At 57.4% G+C, this 14581-nt stretch carries 13 protein-coding genes and 2 pseudogenes; 3 read left to right on the top strand and 12 right to left on the bottom strand.

Going from position 1 to position 14581, the window contains the following annotated elements; all coding sequences use genetic code 11:
• The first annotated feature begins 171 nt into the window (after window positions 1-171).
• The gene (locus NKK50_RS10280) at window positions 172-408 is read left to right on the top strand and encodes a hypothetical protein (protein ID WP_031202511.1); all 237 of its coding nucleotides are present in this window, start codon (window positions 172-174) and stop codon (window positions 406-408) included.
• A 661-nt stretch (window positions 409-1069) separates the two neighbouring features.
• Here NKK50_RS10280 and NKK50_RS10275 read toward each other — a convergent pair.
• From NKK50_RS10275 to hxsD, 4 genes are all read right to left on the bottom strand, one after another.
• A complete protein-coding gene (locus NKK50_RS10275; protein ID WP_023672256.1) occupies window positions 1070-1624 on the bottom strand; it encodes a PH domain-containing protein in 555 nt (184 codons plus the stop codon).
• 112 nt (window positions 1625-1736) lie between these two features.
• Window positions 1737-2903: a His-Xaa-Ser system radical SAM maturase HxsC gene (gene hxsC / locus NKK50_RS10270; RefSeq protein ID WP_352543342.1), complete on the bottom strand. Its 1167-nt coding sequence runs from the start codon at window positions 2901-2903 to the stop codon at window positions 1737-1739.
• 1 nt (window position 2904) lies between these two features.
• Window positions 2905-4323, bottom strand: coding sequence for a His-Xaa-Ser system radical SAM maturase HxsB (hxsB, locus tag NKK50_RS10265; RefSeq protein WP_198025817.1), 1419 nt, complete (start codon window positions 4321-4323; stop codon window positions 2905-2907).
• A gap of 31 nt (window positions 4324-4354) precedes the next feature.
• Window positions 4355-4687 (bottom strand): His-Xaa-Ser system protein HxsD, encoded by a 333-nt coding sequence (hxsD, locus tag NKK50_RS10260; RefSeq protein ID WP_023672253.1) that lies wholly within the window; start codon window positions 4685-4687, stop codon window positions 4355-4357.
• Window positions 4688-5466: 779 nt separating this feature from the next.
• Here hxsD and NKK50_RS10255 point away from each other — a divergent pair.
• A complete protein-coding gene (locus NKK50_RS10255; RefSeq protein WP_084566736.1) occupies window positions 5467-5835 on the top strand; it encodes a sunset domain-containing protein in 369 nt (122 codons plus the stop codon).
• A gap of 14 nt (window positions 5836-5849) precedes the next feature.
• Here NKK50_RS10255 and NKK50_RS10250 read toward each other — a convergent pair whose 3' ends face one another.
• The 3 genes and pseudogenes from NKK50_RS10250 to NKK50_RS10240 all read right to left on the bottom strand — a co-directional run.
• Window positions 5850-6326, bottom strand: coding sequence for a PIN-like domain-containing protein (locus NKK50_RS10250; protein WP_023687372.1), 477 nt, complete (start codon window positions 6324-6326; stop codon window positions 5850-5852).
• A gap of 10 nt (window positions 6327-6336) precedes the next feature.
• Window positions 6337-6573 (bottom strand): hypothetical protein, encoded by a 237-nt coding sequence (locus NKK50_RS10245; protein ID WP_023687371.1) that lies wholly within the window; start codon window positions 6571-6573, stop codon window positions 6337-6339.
• A 75-nt stretch (window positions 6574-6648) separates the two neighbouring features.
• A pseudogene (locus tag NKK50_RS10240) lies at window positions 6649-6876 on the bottom strand (helix-turn-helix domain-containing protein); the annotation flags it as partial.
• Between the two features lie 534 nt (window positions 6877-7410).
• Between NKK50_RS10240 and NKK50_RS10235 the strand changes: the two are divergent.
• Entirely contained in the window at window positions 7411-7641 is a 231-nt protein-coding gene (locus tag NKK50_RS10235) for a hypothetical protein (protein ID WP_031202508.1), read from the top strand.
• 277 nt (window positions 7642-7918) lie between these two features.
• Here NKK50_RS10235 and NKK50_RS10230 read toward each other — a convergent pair whose 3' ends face one another.
• The 5 genes and pseudogenes from NKK50_RS10230 to NKK50_RS10210 form a co-directional block, all read right to left on the bottom strand.
• Window positions 7919-9232: an HlyD family type I secretion periplasmic adaptor subunit gene (locus tag NKK50_RS10230; protein ID WP_352543341.1), complete on the bottom strand. Its 1314-nt coding sequence runs from the start codon at window positions 9230-9232 to the stop codon at window positions 7919-7921.
• The gene (locus NKK50_RS10225; RefSeq protein WP_502902399.1) at window positions 9219-10754 is read right to left on the bottom strand and encodes a type I secretion system permease/ATPase; all 1536 of its coding nucleotides are present in this window, start codon (window positions 10752-10754) and stop codon (window positions 9219-9221) included. The genes NKK50_RS10230 and NKK50_RS10225 overlap by 14 nt, the downstream gene beginning before the upstream one ends.
• A gap of 446 nt (window positions 10755-11200) precedes the next feature.
• On the bottom strand, window positions 11201-11992 hold the full coding sequence (locus tag NKK50_RS10220; RefSeq protein WP_023690711.1) for a calcium-binding protein: 792 nt from the start codon (window positions 11990-11992) through the stop codon (window positions 11201-11203).
• Between the two features lie 390 nt (window positions 11993-12382).
• Window positions 12383-12630 (bottom strand): annotated as a pseudogene (locus NKK50_RS10215) (HlyD family type I secretion periplasmic adaptor subunit); the annotation flags it as partial.
• Complete coding sequence (locus NKK50_RS10210; RefSeq protein WP_352543340.1) at window positions 12605-14320, bottom strand: type I secretion system permease/ATPase; 1716 nt, start codon at window positions 14318-14320, stop codon at window positions 12605-12607. The pseudogene NKK50_RS10215 and the gene NKK50_RS10210, both read right to left, overlap by 26 nt.
• Between the last annotated feature and the right edge of the window lie 261 nt (window positions 14321-14581).

Below are 14581 nucleotides of genomic sequence, written 5' to 3'. Positions count from 1 at the left end.
ATGTGCAACAACAACATATGCGCAAATCGAAAGCCGTCCGGCTTACCGGTCAAGAACGGGAGCGCCGCTAAGACGAAAAAGCATCTCGCTGTAGGGTAGCCGAGCAAGGATCTTGCCGTGGTTGGCAATTGCCGCAGCTGTCATTCCTCTACATAGGAGACTGACGCCCCCTTGGGTTCGTTGGCAGATGGCATCCGGACTGTCAACGAGATGCAGATCTGGAACCCCATATACTATGGCAGTTACACCCTCAGGAATGGCTCCGATCGGTTGAACTACCAATATGCGCACACCGAGCAGCCACGCTATGATAATGGCGGCTACGCAACCAGTGCAGCCAAAGACGCCGAACTTCTTCATCGCATCGCACCTATTCCCCGCATCCAATCATCGTACCTGATGGCGTGATGGTGCATTCGTTGCCTTCAGTGTCCACGGAATGAGTTCCGGTTCTGTCTGTCCAGGAGCGAATGGAGTAGGAGTTTCCTTCGCTATCGCTACTGGTGACCTCTTGGCCTCCGTTCGGTAAGCGAAGAGTTTCGGTGTCAATCGAATAGTTATTCCCTTCGGTATCGTACGATCTCACATGTTGATCCCCATTCGTACCGGAATAGGAATCTGTGCAGACCCTGTAGTCGCTTTCACCCAAGCAATCAGCGTATGCGGAAGCGGTGCAGCCGAGTAGAAATGCTGCCGTCAATCCGATGACGTTTACTTTCATTGAATTTCCTCGACAAAAAAACTAAAGCCCCGCCAACAGTCATAACGGCTCTGGGCGCAAGGAACCGCAGCGGCTAGGTATCCTTGAAATTAAACCGCCTATCAAGCCAATCTGCGCCTCTGAAATATACCGCACTCGAGTGCCATGAGTTATTCAAGGTAAGCGTCCAGGCCCAAAGGCTTATGGATACAAGTGCACCAATCCACCCGTACAGCAGAGCTGCCGCAAAAAGCGATGGGGTCGACATAACGAGTATCCACCACTCCCAAATGAAGCGCAGGGTAATGCCGACGCAAAAATAAATAGAGACGAAGAGTATAATCCCGACAACGACCCCTATAAATTCCATTATCCCGCCAGTATTTTTCTTTTTTGCTGTTCGAATTCTTGATCTGTGATGATTCCGTTCGCCTTCAAAGCGCCGAGACGCTCAAGCATTGACACCACGTCGGTACCCTGCGGTTGATTGTAGACTGGAGCTGGCTGCCTTCTCTGCTCCAGTGCATCCCTAACCTTATTGACGAATTTGACAACAGTCTTCTTCCAAACGTTGCTGATGTGCCGCTGCGAAGCTCCGTCTTCGATGGTGATCGAACCAAAGATGAGCCCCGTTTTGCCGCTAACAGCATTTACCTTGTCAAGGCCTATGCTGGCCTGCTTCAGGCCGTAGATCATTCCTTTGTCGAGAAAGATGATACGTCGGTCTGTCAGGGTGATGAGCCACGTGTCGCCGTCCATGAGCCCAGAAGTGAATGCCAATACCTGCTCACCGTCTGAAAGAATCTCCGGAAGGTGATTTAGCTCTTTCTTTGTAAAAAATTGATCGTCGCCGATTTCATCGGCGATACGTTTATACTCAATTCGAAGCTCCGCCTTGGACGCATTTTTAAAATCGAAGGTCATATTCTCTCCAATCGCTATCCGAGTCAGCAGCGCACAGATTGTATTTCTAAGATTTAGGCTAGGTTATCCCACCGGGCGAACGGCTTTGGTAATTGTCAACCAATCTGATGTTCTATTTTGTTTGAAACGCCGAGATATGGGAGCTTCGTGCAAGGTGGCTAGATGAAAAGAAGCCACCACATTCGGCGCGCTTGGAGCAGCTTGTGCACTCGTTCATGTACGCATTTTTCCAGTCACTAATCGATCGCTTTGCATACTTGTGGATAGAGCCATCAAGAAGACAGAGCTGGTGATTGTAGACTGAAACATTGATCCTAGCCGCAGCCAGATATTGCACAGCCGCCCGCAACTCACTTCGATAGTCGTACGGGTCCATCCAGAGCTTATCCATATTTGCCCTTGTGAAGCCAGTGATCTCCAGTCCCATAAACGTCACGTGGTCTACGAAGGTGAGGTTTCTAAAAATGAAATCTGACAGGTCGACGAGACCTTCATAGGTCTGCTTGTGAACGACAACTCGTATCTCAACCTCAGCCCCGACGGCCTTCAGGTTCATGATCCCGCGGACGGTCTCATCGAAGGCGCCTTTGGACTGAACCACGTAGTCGTGAACTTCCGGGTCGGCGGAATAGATCGGTATGCCGACCGAAAGACTAGGATGTCCAATCCCTTGATAGCGCTCTGCGAATTGCCGATCCTTGAATGTCCGGCCATTGGAAAGAATATGAACCGGCGTAGACGGAAGGTGGTCACGAGCTGATGACAAAATGTCAAAAAAGTCCTCACCCACCAGCGTTGGCTCACCGCCAGTGATCCCGAGAAACGGGGTCGTTACGGGCAGCAGGGGCAGCACATCCAAAATCTCCCTCGCCAACCAGCGATCATCAACGTCTTTGGGTGGCTGGGAGCACATCAAACACAGGTGGTTGCACCGCTCCGTTACGAGGAAATAGTTCGCGTTGGCATCCTTTCTGAACAGGACACGCACTGCCTTCCGATCCGGCACAAAGCGGATGACGTCTCCTTCGCTAAGGTAGTCGAACTCGTGGGGCAGAACGACTAGTCGTCGGTCTGAAAACAGTCGCTCAGCTTCCGGCCGATGCTCCTCAAAGGTGACAACCCACTGGCATTCAGGATGAAACGTCTGCCCCTTGAAAAGATACGCATCATGTTCTCGGTTAGGCGCTTGGTCAGCTTGGCCCGTCACGAGCCTAAGTGCCACTCGCTGTGAGAAATCACCGACGCTTGCTGACGCAGCGAAGCCACTCAGTCGCAACATCCTAATTCGCCCAACTTAGAAAGAGTTCTCGGGCGGTAACGTCCCTCTCCATAAGGTCGATCAGCCTCTTGAAGATCGACATATTGCGATTGCAGAATCCCGACCGCGTTTTGAGGCCAACAAAGTCGCCCTGCGTTGCGGTATGGAATACTGGATCGGAGCCACAGAACGGCTCGTAAGCGCAGTCGGCGCACATCGGTACGGAGCCTGCAAAAGATTGCTCGATAGGATCGAGGAGAGCGTCGGACCCGAAAATCTCGCCATAGGTGTTTTCGTGGACATTCCCGAGCAGAAATGTCTTGTCGCCCATTTCGGCCAACATTCGTGCTTCGTCGGACGCGTAGACGCTGGCGTCATAGTTATAGACAACGGCGGAGATACCGATGCCTGCCGGGCTCATAAGATCCACATATCCTGGCTCGAAAGGCGTGAGCATCTTTGTAAGGATGGTGGCCGCGTAAAACTCCTTGAAAGGAATGCCGTTACGGTTCAGTTCCAGGATGTAATTCAGCCCGTCGAAGTAGAAATCGAGCCAGCGGTCCACGTCATAGGCTGCGTAGGATTTCGTCTTGACCGCGAAGCCGTAAGGGGAAAGCGGCCGAAGGAATATTCCGGGGAAATCTAGCCGCACGTATTCGTCAATGATCTCGCGCGCCAGTGGAAGACTGGCTTTGGTCGTTGTCATAAGTGCGCTGACGCGTTCATGGCCGAGAGCCAGTCTGGCCTTGTGGATACCTGCCACAGCCAATTCGTAGCTGTTCTTTCCCGGGCGCGGTCGATTCGCATTGTGAAGAGTGGCCTGTCCGTCGAGCGACGTTGAAATTAGAATCCTGTGCTCGCGACAGAATTCCAAGATTTCGTCGGTGATGACGGCGAGATTCGTCGTGATGACGAATTGCAGCGACCGCCCGGCGACCTTGTTGATCGCTTCAGCCCGATGCACGACGTGTTGGATCAACGGGAAATTCAGAAGCGGCTCGCCGCCTTGGAACTCGATCTTGATAGCCGGACTTGGAGACTGGAAAATGAGCGCCAACGCCTTCTCGGCAGTCTCCTCTGACATATCGAAGGCTGAACGATCTTCGCTTTGGCGAGATACCTGACAGTAGGGGCAGGAGTGCTCGCACCGCAAAGACACGACCATGATGTGAAGGGAGGTGAAGTTCTCAAGCCTTCTTGCCTTGGTCCGAACCTTCAGCGCCAGCAGCTCCTTGCCGATATTGGAGGATGCATCAAAGAGGAACTGCCTGCTGCGCAGGCGGGAGTAGGCGGGGTGTGTGCTGGGAAGCTCGTGCCTGATGAACGAAGCCAGCACGGCGCGCGGCAATACCAGATATTCGCCCGCTTGGTTGGTCAGCACATACCGCTCGTCGTCCAACTGGGAAAAACGGAAGTACGCGAGCTGATAAGTGTCGTCCAACGGTCGTTGGAACTCAGTTGCCGGAGCAAACTTAGTCATCGGACTGCAGGCCCGATCTGGAAAACGCAAGCGCCAGTATCGCGTTTCTAACAGTGGCGGTTTCGGCGGCGATGCTGCTACGCAGGTCCTGATCCAAGACCTCTAGCCGCAGTCTTTCTACCGCTGCGTCGGCCGAAGTTCGCGCGGCCGCCTTGCTGAAGTTGATCGTGCATACTGCGAAGCCGCCCTCGATCGTGATCTCAACCGCAGCGTTGCCGGTTACCCGATACGCTGCGCGCTTTACACAGTCGAGGCTGAAGACTGACAGATCAAACTTGACTTGGGCAGTCTGGACGAGCTCGCTCTCGCGAGGGGTGTCCGCCATCAACAATAGCTGTAGCCAGAGCAGTGAGACCCGTGACTAGCATGGCTCGAATGGCTGGTGTGGTACGCCATGATAACGTCCGTACCATTTGAGCGGTCTAGCACCTCACCGTAGCCGAGGTCCGCCGGGACAGTGCCAGCTTCAGCGAGCTTGGTCGAAGGCTGATTTGCCGATTCGACAAGGACTGCAGCCTGAACTTGGCCGCCGAGAATCATCGTGGCCGACAAGGCCATTGGTGACAGGAAATTGCGTTTCGACATTATCCAAACCCCCGTTTGTACGGACTCATTAGCAAAACGCGCCAAGCCGGACAAGTACCGATTGTGGAGAAGTGCTTAAGGGACCACTAATGTTCCGGGCCAAATACTTGTATTGTGGAGTTGACGGGTTTCCGTCTTCTGAGCGCAATCGATCGCAGAAGCGGCCCGACGATGCTCTTTTGCAGCCGCTTCGGCTGCCGCCAGAAAGCGCTCGGATTTCAGCCCGAGAAAGCTGTTCGGAAGGTTTGGTTCTGGGCCATTGGCGATCTCCGCTTGGTGGGGTTCGCCGCAACGCGGACCATAGTCCTACATGCCACGCTTCCTGACCTCCTGGCCTACTCTCACGGGAGCGATAGGGCCAGGCGCCAAGCGCCACCATCAGGAGGGAAGCGGTCATGCCGACCATGTCTCGCGCCTGTAGCGTCTCGGGCGCCGCATCAAGGAAGCGGGCTACAGCGCTGCGGCCTGATACTGGACTCCGGGCTTCAGACGATGCATTCTCGCCTCGGGGAAGGGATCATGGGCAATTCTGTTCATGCCAGGAGGTTGGAGAGGCGACGGCCTTGGTGGCGCTCGCTTTTCCGCTATCGTCTCGCCGCCGTTCTGGTGATGCTCGGGGCGACTTCCGCGGGCTATCTTGCAGTCGGCGACGATCGGCACGAGCTGCCGCGCGTTCACCATGGCGGCGATTCGTCGGCCAGCAACGCGGCTGTCCGCGAGGCGGGCTGCGATATCAAGGGCAACATTAACGAGCGCGGCGAGCATATCTACCATATGCCGGGGCAGGAATATTACTCTGCTACGCGCGTCAACCCAGCTCGAGGAGAGCGCTGGTTCTGCTCACAATGGGAAGCGTGGTGGGCGGGCTGGCGGAAAGCGAAAGTGTAGCGATTGCCTTTAGACTACACCTTCAGTTGCTCGATGCGCGTGCTCTTTATTGGAAGTTCGAACATCGCGCCGCCCGCGACAATTTCCGATTGCTTTTCGATCGGGCACCAAAGGGCGAGTAGCCGCTCCATTTGCTTGACGACCGGAGCCTTGTAGAGGCCCTTCGAAAGAAAAAACCCGACGAGCCGAGAGCTTCGAAATGCAGCATATTCGACCTTGTTCCGGGTAATGCGTCGATCGCCAGAGATGACGATCCAACGCCCCTCCGTGCTCAGCTGGCCGATCCAGGCCACATCCGCGCCGATCCATTCTCGGGCGCAAATGGCGCCGCCTTGGCCATCTCGGCAGATCGTCGAGTAGTCGGGCCAATGCCTTCCAAGCAGGAATGCAGCCAGAGCGACGCGGCAAAGCCCATCGGGACGCGCCAGCCTAGGTCTTCCTCCCCCCGCTGCATGCCAGACGTATTGTCCTTGGGCATCGCGCCGATCCATCGGCGAGGCGTCAGTTCGTCTCGCCGACGATACTGTCATAGTCGCGGCCGATCAGTAGCAGCACGAAGCCGCAGGGCACTGTCACGCTGGTGAGGGCAATAAGGCCGAGCCATCCATAGTCCGGCTTCGCAAAATAGTAGTACCAGCTAATCGCCTGCACCAGCGGAGACACGATCAACATCCAAGCACCCCATATGCCATCCGTGTTGAGCCGGATCGTTGTCGTCGCCCGATAGCTGATTGCCATACGTATGCCCTCCCGTTCCTCAAAAGGCAGCTTCGCGCCGGTTGAGCGCGAACGCAAGCGCCGGCCCGGCTACGGCTTTGCGAGCCTCACGCCGGCGCCTCCTCCATTCTGCGGAATGAGCTCAACCCCGGCAGCCTCCAGAGCGGCCTGCAGGTCGACCAACGTGCGGTCGTATGGCGTCCGCTTGCCAGCTTCGAAATTGGCAATGGTCGTCTTGGCCACCTGGGAGGCCGCTGCCAGCTGATCCTGCGACCATCCAACAAGCGCCCGGGCTGCCCGGCATTGAGATGGCGAAATTGTCATTTTAGTTAAACCTTACATTAAAGTGCGACTGTACGATACGTGCAGCCTTATACCATTAGTGCAACGTTATCGCAAATGCAGACCCAAATGCCTAACACCCCTCTTCTGGAGGCCGGCGAAGCTATGGCCGCTGCCTTCCCTTAGAAGATTTTCCCGCGCCCTGCTCGGTGCCATCGCCTCTATTCCGGGCATAAGAGGCGCGGCCGCGGCGCATGTCTCGCCGCAACCGGCGCCTCTGCCCTCCCAGGAGGAACTGCTGCAAGCCTACAGTGAGTGGCTGTTCTTCGAACGTCTGCTGCTTATGCGCGATATCTACCCTGGCGAGCGCAACCCCTACCGCCAAACAGCCCTCGTGCCCTGCAACACTCTTGCGGCGCATTACCATTTCCCGCTACGATGACCGAGAGTTATAGCCCGACATGGGAAACGGTGCCCTCGCCAGCCACGCGTGCGCTGCTCGTCTTGCAGACTGTCGGCGTTGACTTCAGGCCGCTGAGTGAACGGCAATGATCTTTCGTTCAGAAGGAAACTGCCATGCGAACGACCGAACGTGATCGACCGCCTTCCGGCTGGTTTGTGGTCGACGTGATGCGCCGCGAAGCCCGGAAGTGGGACTGGGCGGCGCTTGTCACCGATACGCATCCTGACGACGATCTAGAAGCTCGGATCTTTGCGAAGCAGTGCTGGGTCCCCATTCCCGGCAAGCACCGAAACCGAGATGCGGCTTGGGATATGTTCGAGGCGATGTCAGCCACGCGGCACTGACTGACTTTCATTCCGCAGAAGAGAAACGAACAGCCCGCTGCTGCTGGTGGCGGGTTTTTCATGTCGCGTTTCATGTCGCGTCCATCAGCCGCGCATCAGTAAAAACCGTCGGAAACCAAGGATACTCAGTTGCTACATGGTGTAACATGAGCTGAATATTACAGAAACAAGTGGTGCCCAGGGGCAAGTAGGAAATGTCTGTGCTTTCAGATCTTACCACGCACATGGCCTGCGGACAACCAACAGAAATACCAACAATATATTCTGGTGGGTTACTTCATTCCTCCCGGAATGTCCGACTGATTTGGTCCGACAGCGGCTTCACGAAATAGGAAAGCGCCGTACGCTCGCCCGTCTGGACCATCGCTTCGGCCGGCATACCGGGCACGAGCGTCAGGCCCTTGAGCTTCGTCAGTTCCGCCTGCGGAACCGACAGGCGCACCAGGTAGTACGAAATGCCGTTTTTTTCATCCGTCGCCAGATCGGCTGCGATCCGGCTGACATATCCGTTCAATATCGGCGTGGTTCTCAGATTGAAGGCTGACATCCGCAGCACGGCCTTGTGACCAAGCTGGATTTGGTCGATGTCCTTCGGGGTGATTCGTACTTCAAGCGCAAGATCGTCGCCTTCCGGCACGATTAGCATGATCGGATCGGCGGGCGTAATCACTCCGCCGACCGTATGAACTGCGAGTTGTTGAATGGTGCCTGACTGCGGCGCGACGACATCGATCCGCCGCAGTTCCTGTTCAACCGCCACCTTGCGCTCAACATACTCCCCGACCTGCGCCTGAACCTCTCTGAGCTCCTGGCCGACTTCCGTCTTGAAATCCTGATCGATCTGCGGGATCTGCAGGCGCGTTTCGGCTATGCGGGCTGCCGTCTGTGCCTGATCTGCGATCTTCTCACCGCGTTCGCCACCGAAAGTGGCAACCTGGATCTTCAGGCTGTTCAACCGTTGGACCGAGACAATGCCTTGCTCGCGCAGCCCACTTAGAACAGCAATTTCCTTTTGGAGAACCTCGATCATTTTTTCACAGGCAATTTCCTGCGCCTTGAGTCCTTCGATCTCGTGGTGATATTGAGTAATGCGTTCCGCCAATTGCGCCTGCTTCCCGTCGCGGGATTGCCTGCGGAATTCGAACAGCAACGTCTCGCTATCTATTGCCGAAGCTACGTCTGGAACATCTCTTCGGGCGAGTAGCCAGTCCGGGAAGGCGATTTCCGCGAGATCGTCACGCTCAGCATCGAGTCGTGCCAGGTAGGCGCCCAGCTCATCGAGCCGCTTGGTGACTATGGCGAGATTAGCGCGCGTCTGGGTGGCATCGAGCCGCATAAGGATGTCGCCGGCTTTTACTTTATCGCCTTCGCGCACCAGGATTTCTCCCACCACCCCGCCAGTCGGGTGCTGCACCTTCTTGACATACGAAACGACGACAAAGTGTCCGGTCGCTACAACCGCACCGGAGAGATTCGTGAAGGTCGCCCAGGCTCCGGCTCCTCCCACAAAGATCACGCTCGCCAGAAGGCCCGCCACCAGGTGGCGGCGAATGGAGCTTGAAACGTCATTGTTCTGATCAATGCCGGACACCGGTATCCTCCATGTCAGCGCGCTCTGCCACGTTATCCTGCGTAGACTCGATGGCCTTCAGGACTTTGGAAGGCGCACCGAATGATCGCTGCCGTCCACCTTCCATCACCAACACCAAATCCACGGCGCGGATGACGCTCGGCTGATGGCAGACAACAACCGCAATGCCCTTGCGCTCGCGCACGGAGGCGATCGCCTTAGCGACTGCAGCTTCGCCTTCCGCGTCGAGATGGATATTGGGTTCATCCAGCACAACAAGGAAAGGGTCTCGATAAAGGGCACGGGCAAGACCGATAAGCTGGCGCTGCCCGGCGGAAAGTGCCGATCCGACCTCACCAATCGGAGTTTCGTATCCGTGCTCAAATCGGAGGATCAGTTCGTGCGTGCCCGCTGCTTTCGCCGCGGCGACCATAGCCTCAGGGTCAGGATCATGTTCAAAACGAGCAATGTTTTCGGCAATGGTGCCGTCGAACAGTTCAACACCTTGTGGTAGATAGCCGATATGACGGCCTAGTGCTTCCCGGTCCCATTGTTCGAGGCTTGCGCTGTCAATGCGAACCTTCCCGGCGACCGGCGTCCATGCGCCGACGATGGCGCGCGAGAGTGTCGACTTGCCCGAACCCGATGGACCGATGACCCCGAGTGCGCTTCCCGCCTGAATGGCAAACGCAATGCCGGTCACGGTCGGCTTGCTTTCGCCGGGCGGAACGATTGTCACGCCTTCCAAGCGCAGTTCGCGTTCAGGTGCAGGCATAGGCACAACAGGAGCGGTTTCAGGAACCCTTTCCAAGAGGTCCTCCAGCCGCGCCCAACTCTGGCGCGCAATGAGGAAGGGTTTCCAGCTTGAAATGGCCAGATCGACCGGAGCCAGCGCACGCCCCATCATGATCGAACTGACAATCATGACCCCGGCCGTAGCCTCCTGCCTGACGACAAGGTACGCACCGACGGTAAGAATGGCCGATTGCACCTGCAGGCGCAAGTCGGCATTACATCGCGCTGCTTGCAGCAGGCCATTGCGTGCCATGTTGTGGGCAACGGTATCGCTTATCGGCCCTTGCGAGAGAGTGTTGGCAAGGAGTGTCAGAGATGTGAGACCGACCGCCCCGATAAGTGCCGTCATGCCGATCCAGAAATGAAGGAGGAAGCAAATGCCAAGATAAAACAGCATCCATGGCAGATCAAAGAACGCTGTCGGACCGTTTCCACCTAAGAAGCCGCGAACATTGTCGAGATCGCGAAGCGGCTGCAAGCCGTCGCCCGGCATGCGCGTTGAAAGCGGAAGGCGAACGATCGCATCGTGAACGCGTCCGGAAAACTGTCCATCGAAACGCTCGCCAATCCGCAGCAGCACGCGGGCGCGCAAAATGTCGAGCAGGCATTGGAACGCATAAAGCCCCGCAGCAAGCACGACGAGCCCCACTAGCGTGGATACGCTGCCACTTGCCAGAACGCGGTCATAGACCTGAAGCATGAACAGCGGCGAGATGAGCGCAAGCACGTTGACCACGCCGCTGATCAACACAATGCCCCAAATCGCGGAAGTCAGAGGGAAGGGTCTCAAAGCTGAATCCTTTAAGGAATGGTTGTCACGTAAGTCTCCGGAGGCTGGCGACCCAGCTCCCTATATTGCCCCCCGACCGGCAACCGACTGCATCCGCTACCTGGTTCAGGATCAGTGCTCCCGCCGAATATGTTTGGTCCCGGCATTTAATGGAGCGGGTCAACAACACCGTCCGGCTGAAAGTTTGGAAGGGATTCATCGTGGTCGGCCGCGAGGGCCCGAACAGGCGAATCCGCCTCCACACCTTCAGGGAGATTTCGGTGCACGACCAGCGCGACGCGCAGGGCTTCGTCACTGTACACGCTGACTGCTCCCGGGCGCCCCGGCCCATGGCAAGTAGCGGAAACGGGAAAGCGCCCGCCCAGGGGGGCGGGGCGGGCGCGGTTCCGTATGGGTTTTCTGGATCAAACGAAGGTGAAGTCGGACGCGGTCAGGCCCAGGTCTGCCACGGTGACCACACCGCCCAGGTGGGCGAACTCGTGCGCGCTGCCGTCGGCGGTGACATAGGCCAGAGTTGCGAGTCTGTCGGTGTAGCTGCTTTGGTAGACAATGATGTCGCCGGCGTGCTCGCCGGAGATCGCACTCGCCGCCTCATTAGCAGAGTTGAAAGATTCGCCAGTGATCACCACGACGTGTTCGCCGTTCGCACCCGAGGCCGCACCGCTGTAGAAGCTGCTCACCGGGTAGCCGGACTGTATGCTGGCGTTGTTGACGAAGTTCGCGCCAAAACCATCGTTGTAGAGGCCCACCGCATCGAAGGCGAACTTGTCCTCCGCCGGGTTGAAATCGGTGATAGTGGTAATGTCCGACGTCGACCCGACAACCCCAGGCACCGGATTGTGGAACTGGAACACGAACGTGTCACTGTCGCTGCCCCCGGTCAACGTGTCCTGGCCGTCACCCACGTAGAGGACATCCTGGCCGGGTCCGCCGCTGAGCCTGTCATTGTCCTCACCGGAGACGCGCGCGTTGAAGCGGCCGTTGTCGCCGGAGAGATCGTCCCAGCCATCTCCGCCGAAGATGCGGTCGTTACCCTTGCCGCCGATGGCTCGGTCACTGCCCGCGCCACCCGAGATCTCGTCGTTGCCGCCACGACCGTCAAGCCAGTCACCGCCCTGGTAACCCTCGATCCAGTCAACACCCTCGGTGCCGAGGAGTGTTTCGGAACTCGGGCCACCTTCGATAATCTTTGCCATTGAAAATACTCCTAGTGATGCCCCTGCCTGACGCGTTCATATTCGTCATCGGACAATTTGAGAAATCGATTGCTTGGATAGGCATACATTTACGAAATGGATGCATTCTCGTTCACTTCGCGCTTCTGCTGAGCAGTTGCGGGCTCGCAGGCGGCGGGGACGCGCCCAGGCAATCGGCCCGAACATTCACACTCAAAGAACGGTCCAGGAAACTTTGTAACCGGTCGTTCTGGTTGGGCCGCCCTCGGGAGAACGGGCATGGGGCTGTGTTGCCGAGTCGCGCCGGCACTGCCCATTGCGAGCAATGGAACGTTAGGGAGCGCGTTCGCGCGAGCCGAGATCGGAACCGACAGGCGCACCAGGTAGTACGAAATGCCGGGTTTTTCATCCGTCGCCAGATCGGCTGCGATCCGGCTTTCGCGCACCAGGATTTCTCCCACCACCCCGCCAGTCGGGTGCTGTATCTTCTCACTAGGAAACGACGACAAAGTGTCCGGACGCTACAACCGCACCGGAGAGATTCGTGAAGGTCGCCCAGGCTCCGGCTCCTCCCACAAAGATCACGCTCGCCAGAAGGCCCGCCACCAGGTGCCGGCGAATGGACTCGAAACGTCATTGTTCTGATGAATGCCGGACACCGGGATCCTCCATGTCAGCGCGCTCTGCCACGTGATCCTGCGTAGACTCGATGGCCTTCAGGACTTTGGAACGCGCACCGAATGATCGCTGCCGTCCACCTTCCATCACCAACACCAAATCCACGGCGCGGATGGCGCTCGGCCGATGGGCGACGACAACCGCAATGCCCTTGCGCTCGCGCACGGAGGCGATCGCATTAACGACTGCAGCCTCGCCTTCCGCGTCGAGATGGGCATTGGGTTCATCCAGCACGACAAGGAAAGGGTCTCGATAAAGGGCCCGGGCAAGACCGATAAGCTGACGCTGCCCGGCGGAAAGTGCCGATCCGGCCTCACCAATCGGAGTTTCGTATCCGTGCTCAAATCGGAGGATCAGTTCGTGCGTGCCCGCTGCTTTCGCCGCGGCGACAATAGCCTCAGGGTCAGGATCATGTTCAAAACGAGCGATGTTTTCGGCAATGGTGCCATCGAACAATTCAACACCTTGTGGCAGATAGCCGATGTGACGGCCTAGTGCTTCCCGGTCCCATTGATCGAGGCTTGCGCTGTCGATGCGAACCTTCCCGGCGACCGGCGTCCATGCGCCGACGATGGCGCGCGAGAGTGTCGACTTGCCCGAGCCCGACGGGCCGATGACCCCGAGTGCGCTTCCCGCCTGAATGGCAAACGCAATGCCGGTCACGGTCGGCTTGCTTTCACCGGGCGGAACGATTGTCACGCTTTCGAGGCGCAGTTCGCGTTCAGGTGCAGGCATTAGCATAACAGGAGCGGTTTCAGGAACCTTTTCCAAGAGGTCCTCCAGCCGCGCCCAACCCTGGCGCGCCATGAGGAAGGGTTTCCAGCTTGAAATGGCGAGGTCGACCGGAGCCAGCGCACGCCCCATCATGATCGAACTGGCAATCATGACCCCGGCCGTAGCCTCTTCCCTGACGACAAGGTACGCACCGACGGCAAGAATGGCCGATTGCAGCAGCACGCGCAGCGACTTTGAAATGGCACCCAGCCCACCTGCCACATCCCCAGCTTTCCGGTTGGCGGCCAGACACTTGGCATTGGCCTTTTGCCATCGGGCAGCGATCCGCTTTCCAAGACCGAGAGCTTGCACGACCTCGGCATTGCAACGCGCTGCTTGCAGCAGACCATTGCGTGCCATGTTGTGGGCAACGGTATCGCTTATCGGCCCTTGCGAGAGAGTGTTGGCAAGGAGTGTCAGAGATGTGAGACCGACCGCCCCGATAAGTGCCGTCATGCCGATCCAGAAATGAAGGAGGAAGCAAATGCCAAGATAAAACAGCATCCATGGCAGATCGAAGAACGCTGTCGGACCGTTTCCACCTAAGAAGCCGCGAACATTGTCGAGATCGCGAAGCGGCTGCAAGCCGTCGCCCGGCATGCGCGTTGAAAGCGGAAGGCGAACGATCGCATCGTGAACGCGTCCGGAAAACTGTCCATCGAAACGCTCGCCAATCCGCAGCAGCACGCGGGCGCGCAAAATGTCGAGCAGGCATTGGAACGCATAAAGCCCCGCAGCAAGCACGACGAGCCCCACTAGCGTGGATACGCTGCCACTTGCCAGAACGCGGTCATAGACCTGAAGCATGAACAGCGGCGAGATGAGCGCAAGCACGTTGACCACGCCGCTGATCAACACAATGCCCCAAATCGCGGAAGTCAGAGGGAAGGGTTTCAAAGCTGAATCCTTTAAGGAATGGTTGTCACGTAAGTCTCCGGAGGCTGGCGACCCAGCTCCCTATATTGCTCCCCGACCGGCAACCGACTGCATCCGCTCGCTGGTTCAGGATCAGTGCTCCCGCCGAATATGTTTGGTCCCGGCATTTAATGGAGCGGGTCAACAACACCGTCCGGCTGACAGTTTGGAAGGGATTCATCGTGGTCGGCCGCAAGGGCCCGAACAGGCTTCCGCCTCCACACCTTCAGGCGCGTTCATATT

Origin of the sequence: Mesorhizobium sp. M0001, assembly GCF_040324255.1 — a bacterium.
Taxonomy (GTDB): domain Bacteria; phylum Pseudomonadota; class Alphaproteobacteria; order Rhizobiales; family Rhizobiaceae; genus Mesorhizobium.
Note: the sequence above shows the minus strand (reverse complement) of the source record. Positions and strands in the feature narration are given on the sequence as shown.

Excerpts from the sequence above, each read along its gene's own strand:
- NKK50_RS10275 (WP_023672256.1), bottom strand. The coding sequence starts at position 1,624 with ATGACCTTCGATTTTAAAAATGCGTCCAAGGCGGAGCTTCGAATTGAG.
- hxsC (WP_352543342.1), bottom strand. The coding sequence starts at position 2,903 with ATGTTGCGACTGAGTGGCTTCGCTGCGTCAGCAAGCGTCGGTGATTTC.
- hxsD (WP_023672253.1), bottom strand. The coding sequence starts at position 4,687 with ATGGCGGACACCCCTCGCGAGAGCGAGCTCGTCCAGACTGCCCAAGTC.
- NKK50_RS10255 (WP_084566736.1), top strand. The coding sequence starts at position 5,467 with ATGGGCAATTCTGTTCATGCCAGGAGGTTGGAGAGGCGACGGCCTTGG.
- NKK50_RS10250 (WP_023687372.1), bottom strand. The coding sequence starts at position 6,326 with ATGGATCGGCGCGATGCCCAAGGACAATACGTCTGGCATGCAGCGGGG.
- NKK50_RS10245 (WP_023687371.1), bottom strand. The coding sequence starts at position 6,573 with ATGGCAATCAGCTATCGGGCGACGACAACGATCCGGCTCAACACGGAT.
- NKK50_RS10235 (WP_031202508.1), top strand. The coding sequence starts at position 7,411 with ATGCGAACGACCGAACGTGATCGACCGCCTTCCGGCTGGTTTGTGGTC.
- NKK50_RS10220 (WP_023690711.1), bottom strand. The coding sequence starts at position 11,992 with ATGGCAAAGATTATCGAAGGTGGCCCGAGTTCCGAAACACTCCTCGGC.